This is a genomic window from Phenylobacterium sp., from assembly GCF_030654915.1.
In the GTDB taxonomy this organism is placed as follows: domain Bacteria; phylum Pseudomonadota; class Alphaproteobacteria; order Caulobacterales; family Caulobacteraceae; genus Phenylobacterium.
Map to the genome: position 1 here is coordinate 1 of NZ_JAURWM010000006.1, position 4,871 is coordinate 4,871.

Annotated in this window: 4 protein-coding genes and 1 pseudogene; all 5 read left to right on the forward strand. The window is 63.5% G+C overall.

Going from position 1 to position 4,871, the window contains the following annotated elements:
* Positions 1-330 (forward strand): annotated as a pseudogene (locus tag Q7T84_RS00100) (preprotein translocase subunit SecY); the annotation flags it as partial.
* A gap of 39 nt (positions 331-369) precedes the next feature.
* Positions 370-1,002, forward strand: a complete 633-nt coding sequence (locus tag Q7T84_RS00105; RefSeq protein ID WP_304805529.1) for a peroxiredoxin — start codon at positions 370-372, stop codon at positions 1,000-1,002.
* A gap of 393 nt (positions 1,003-1,395) precedes the next feature.
* Positions 1,396-1,773, forward strand: a complete 378-nt coding sequence (locus Q7T84_RS00110; protein ID WP_304805530.1) for a GreA/GreB family elongation factor — start codon at positions 1,396-1,398, stop codon at positions 1,771-1,773.
* A 268-nt stretch (positions 1,774-2,041) separates the two neighbouring features.
* Positions 2,042-2,422 (forward strand): GreA/GreB family elongation factor, encoded by a 381-nt coding sequence (locus Q7T84_RS00115; RefSeq protein ID WP_304805531.1) that lies wholly within the window; start codon positions 2,042-2,044, stop codon positions 2,420-2,422.
* Between the two features lie 980 nt (positions 2,423-3,402).
* A partial coding sequence (locus tag Q7T84_RS00120) for a bifunctional diguanylate cyclase/phosphodiesterase (RefSeq protein WP_304805532.1) occupies positions 3,403-4,871 on the forward strand: 1,469 nt, incomplete at its 3' end.

Below are 4,871 nucleotides of genomic sequence, written 5' to 3' on the forward strand. Positions count from 1 at the left end.
AACCTGCGCAAGTACGGCGGCTTCCTGCCGGGCATCCGGCCGGGCAGGCGCACGGCCGAGTATCTGAGCTACGTGATCGTGCGGGTGACGGCGATTGGGGCGCTCTACATCACCCTCGTCTGCCTGCTGCCCGAGATCCTGATCGGCTACTACGGCATCCCGTTCTATCTCGGCGGCACCTCGATCTTGATCGTGGTGAGCGTGACCATGGACACCGTCACGGCGATCCAGTCGCATCTCGTGAGCCATCAATACGAAGACCTCATCCGTAAGACGCGGTTGCGGCCAGTGCGGGCGCCCGTCGCCCAATCCCGGGGGGCGGCCGGGTGATGTTCCGTGGCCCGGGAGCCAACCTTCAAGGAGAAGTTCATGTCGTTGCAATTGGGTCAGACCGCCCCCGATTTCGAACAGGATACGACCGAAGGGCCGATCCGTTTCCACGAATGGCTGGGAAGTTCCTGGGGGCTGCTTTTCAGTCATCCGAAGGATTTCACGCCGGTCTGTACGACGGAGCTGGGCGAGGTCGCGCGCCTGAAACCCGAATGGGACAGGCGCAACGTCAAGCCGATCGGCTTGTCCGTCGATGCGGTGGACGCCCACGGCGCCTGGGCCAAAGACATTGCTGAAACCCAGGGGCACGCCTTGAACTTCCCGATGATCGCCGACGCCGATCGGAGGATCTCGAGCCTCTATGACATGATCCACCCGGCGGCTGACCCCGCGGTCACTGTACGGGCGGTTTTCGTCATCAGCCCCGACCGAAAGATCCGGCTGATCTTGACCTATCCGCCCAGCACGGGGCGCAACTTCGCCGAAATCCTCCGCGCGATCGACAGTCTCCAGATCACCGACGCCGAGCAGGTCGCGACCCCGGTCAACTGGGAGCCCGGGGACGACGTCATTATTCCGCCGAGCCTTTCCGACGAAGCGGCGAGGGCCAGGTTCCCACAGGGCTGGAACGCCTTGAAACCCTATCTGCGGGTCGTGACCTTGAAGTCTTGAACCGCCAGACCATGTCTCAGCAACCGGCGCGATTTGACACTGCGGGCCAGGTGGGCGACCCTGTAGCGGCTATGAACCTTCTGATCATGTATTCGCGCCAGCGACAGGATTGCGGCTCTATCAAAGAGTCCTAGCCCCGGACCATCGCCCGTATCGTCGGGCGGTTCGGGGAAAATCTGTGCCGGACGGACGATCAGCAAGCGCCTTGCGGCGCGGGGCTGAGGTTCGTGCTTCCTGACATTGATAGCGTCGCGCGATCCCTGTGATCGGCGCTTTTCTGCGCCTTGCCTCCCGCCTGCTGGGTCGTGGCGACCCGGGACCCGACGCGCGGAGCCGGCTCAAGCCTGGCTCTCTCTGATTGAAAGGTTTTTCATGTCCGCTCTAAACGACACCATGTTCAGTCGGCCGCAGGTTCAGGCCACCGCGACCGATCTCGCACGGCTGCGTTCGCTGGTTCAGATGGCCGGTACCGAAGCGCCTGGCGCAGACTTGTTCAAGGAGGAGTTTGCTCGCCTGAAGATCGTTGCTGATGAACTGGCGGAGCGTTTCGTCCGCTTGGGCAGCCGTGTCAGTTACCGCGATTTGAGCACGAAACGCGAGCGCGGCGTTCGCGTCGTGCGCCCCGAGGATGCTGACGCCGATGGAAACTGGGTCTCTGTGCTGTCGCCCATCGGCGCGGCTCTGATCGGCCTGTCGGCGGGGGCGATCTTCCGCTGGGCGGACGCTGACGGTCGATTGCGGGTCATCAAGGTCTTGGACGTCGAGGCGTGAGCGGGCGCGGGGCCTTCGTCGGCTGATCTCAGGATGGCTAGGCGCTTTAGCAAGCACAACATCGTCGGGAGCGAGGCCGGCGAACCTCGCCCTATCGCCTACATGAGAAGCGGTTGGCAAAGGCCGCACGCCTGGCGGCTAGGGCTGCAGGGGGTGACGCTCATGGCGGTGCTCTGCGCGGCCGTAGTTCTGATCGCAGCCTTCGTCCTGACGCTCGTCGGGCTTTGATGCCCGACTATCTCCCATCCGCCAATGGAGTTCTCGACCCATGTCTACGCACATACCCCCAGTCTTCGCCTCCAGCGACGACCACCAAGTGCTCGTGGCGCTCCAAAAGACGTTGGAGGTCTCGACTTCACCAGGACCGGTGTTGCTAACGGCTGAAATCGCTCGCCTGACCGTGGTTGATCCGAAAGCCCAGGCGCCGTTCGTGAAGATCGGATCGCGGGTCACCTACCGAGACTTGCAGCGGCCGGGCGTGCGAACGGGTCGCTTGCTGATGCCTGTCGATATCCAGTCGCAGGAGGACTGCATCTCGCTGATGGCGCCGGTCGGCGCAGCCTTGCTCGGTTTGAGCGTCGATGACGTCTTCGCGTGGGAGATTCAGGGCAAGCCCCGCAGCGTCAAGGTTCTCGAAATTCGCGGGTGAGGGCCGGCGATTTGACTTCCAATGGTGGTTGGCCAAGAGTCTGAATATGTTGATCCAAAAGGGTTTCAGGGGCGCGCGCCGTCCCGTCTGCCTGCTCCCAGGCTCTTAGCCCTGGTCTGGCGTCGGCGTTATTGCGCGGGCCGGGCCGGGGACGAGTAGGGTGCGGTCACGCGTGCAGCGTGCCATCGCCCATCTTTCAGTTTCATCGATCGTATCGGTCTCGCGAGGTTGGGCTCCTGGCGCATCACGCCTAGGGCGCAACGCGTGGACCTGCGTTCGCATCAGGAATTCAGACGTGGCGAAAAAGAACCGAAGCGGCAATCGAGAGCCGAAGAAACCAAAGGCTCCCAAGTCGATCAAGACGACCGGCAATACGCTTGCCGACGTGATGAAATCTCGCGCAGGGTCCCCCCCCGCAGGCGCGAAGTAGGCCCAAGTCTCGGGCTGAGCAGCCTCCCTCGACCTCGTCGGGGGAGGCTATTTCTTGCAGATCAAAAGGTCCAAAGTGGGCCTTGTCCTGCGCTCACTCACCTAACCGTCAGTCGGGACGGCGGGATTGACCCTAGGAACGAGATTGGCTTAGGCGGCTGACGACCTCGGTACGTTCGCGTGTCAGTGGCGCGGAGGACCTTCGAGGGTCAGGTTTGCAGTAAGCGGGGCGCCCAGGACCCAGCTCTTTACCTTGCGCATCGAAGCGCGGCGAGCCGGCTCGCCGGGTTTGGAGCCGCGCGGCTGATTGAGAGATGCACCGGCCTCCACGTGCTAGAGATGAGCGCTGCCAAGACCGACCGGAAGGAGGCTGACCGGTAGGGGATTAGCTCCCTTCGCAGCGCCGCGAAACGGGCGGTGCCCACGACCAGGAGCGGCTGGATATCTGAGCTTCACTAGCGCCGAGTTTGCGAGACCTTCTGCGGTTGGGAGGGCGGAAGGGTGCGTCCGCCATTTACGAGTCGGCAGCACCCTGTATGGCATGCTGTGGAATGTCCGAGACGACCACCATCGTTGACCCACCCCCGCCCGAAGCGGTTGAGGTTTTGGCAGGTCTAGCCGACCCTGCGTTGCTACTCGCGCCCGATGGACGCGTGGCTTACGCCAACACCGCAGCGGAACAGGTTTTAAGGACTTGGCCCGGCGCGGAGGGCTCCGGCGAATACAAGGTGCTTGAAGGTCGCCTGGACGCCCTGACCGGGCTCGTCGATCGGGTCGGCCTCGCTGCCAGCCTGGAGGCGGCCATAGGAAGCGCCAGCGCAGCCGAAGCGGTAGCTGTCCTTTGCCTGGATCTTGACCGCTTCAAAGCGGTCAACGATACGCTCGGCCATCCGACAGGAGACAGCCTCTTGCGCAAGGTCGCCCAGCGTCTGCGAAGCGCAGTACGCGAGGGCGATACGGTGGCGCGGATGGGAGGCGACGAGTTTGTTGTTGTGCAGCGCGGGGCACTCCAACCTGAGGCGGCGGAGGCCTTGTGCAGGCGTCTGACCGACCTCGTTGGCCGGACCTATTTGGTTGATGGCCATACCGTCGATATCGGCGTGAGTATCGGCGTAGCCATCGCGCCCGACGACGGGGCCGACGCTGACTTGCTGCTGCGCAAGGCGGATATGGCGCTCTATCGAGCCAAGGCGGAGGGACGCGGGATGTTCCGTTTCTTCGAGCCCGGGATGGACGCCGCCCTACAGCAGCGGCGCAAACTGGAAGTGGAATTGCGCCAAGCGATCGCGCTGCGGCGGTTCGAACTGGCCTACCAGCCACAATTCACGGTGGAGACGCGGACGGTCACGGGTTTTGAGGCCCTGCTGCGTTGGAATCATCCTGAACGCGGGCAGTTGACGGCGGCCGAATTCGTGCCTTTGGCCGAAGAGGTGGGTCTGATCGCGCCGATTGGGGAGTGGGTGTTGCGCACCGCTTGCCGTCAAGCTGCGACGTGGCCAGACCCCATCGGGGTGGCCGTAAACATTTCGCCAGTCCAGTTTCGGCGCGGCGGCCTGGTGGATACTGTGCGCAGCGCACTGGCGGACAGCGGGCTCGATCCGCGACGCCTTGAGGTCGAGATTACCGAAGCAGCGTTGTTGCACGACACCGCGCAGGTCGTCGGCGCGCTCCACGCTATGCGGGACATGGGGGTGCGCATTGCGATGGATGACTTCGGGACAGGCTACTCGTCGCTCAGCTATCTGCAGAAATTCCCATTCGATCGGCTGAAAATCGACAAGTCTTTCATCCAACGGATGGCCGAGGATCCTGATTCGGCCGCCATCGTGCGAGCGGTGACGGCCTTGGGCCGAGGTCTTGGTGTCCCGACGACCGCCGAAGGCGTGGAAACCGAAGATCAACTCTCGCGCGTGCGCTCGGAAGGCTGTGAAGAAGTCCAGGGCTTCTACACCGGCCGGCCGCTCAGTGGCGCCGACGCGGCACGCCTTCTGTCCGCTGGCAGTCCAGGGGGCCAGCCATG

Bases quoted from the DNA above. Each gene is read 5' to 3' on its own strand.
- Q7T84_RS00115 (WP_304805531.1), top strand. From the start codon at position 2,042: ATGTCTACGCACATACCCCCAGTCTTCGCCTCCAGCGACGACCACCAA.
- Q7T84_RS00110 (WP_304805530.1), top strand. From the start codon at position 1,396: ATGTTCAGTCGGCCGCAGGTTCAGGCCACCGCGACCGATCTCGCACGG.
- Q7T84_RS00105 (WP_304805529.1), top strand. From the start codon at position 370: ATGTCGTTGCAATTGGGTCAGACCGCCCCCGATTTCGAACAGGATACG.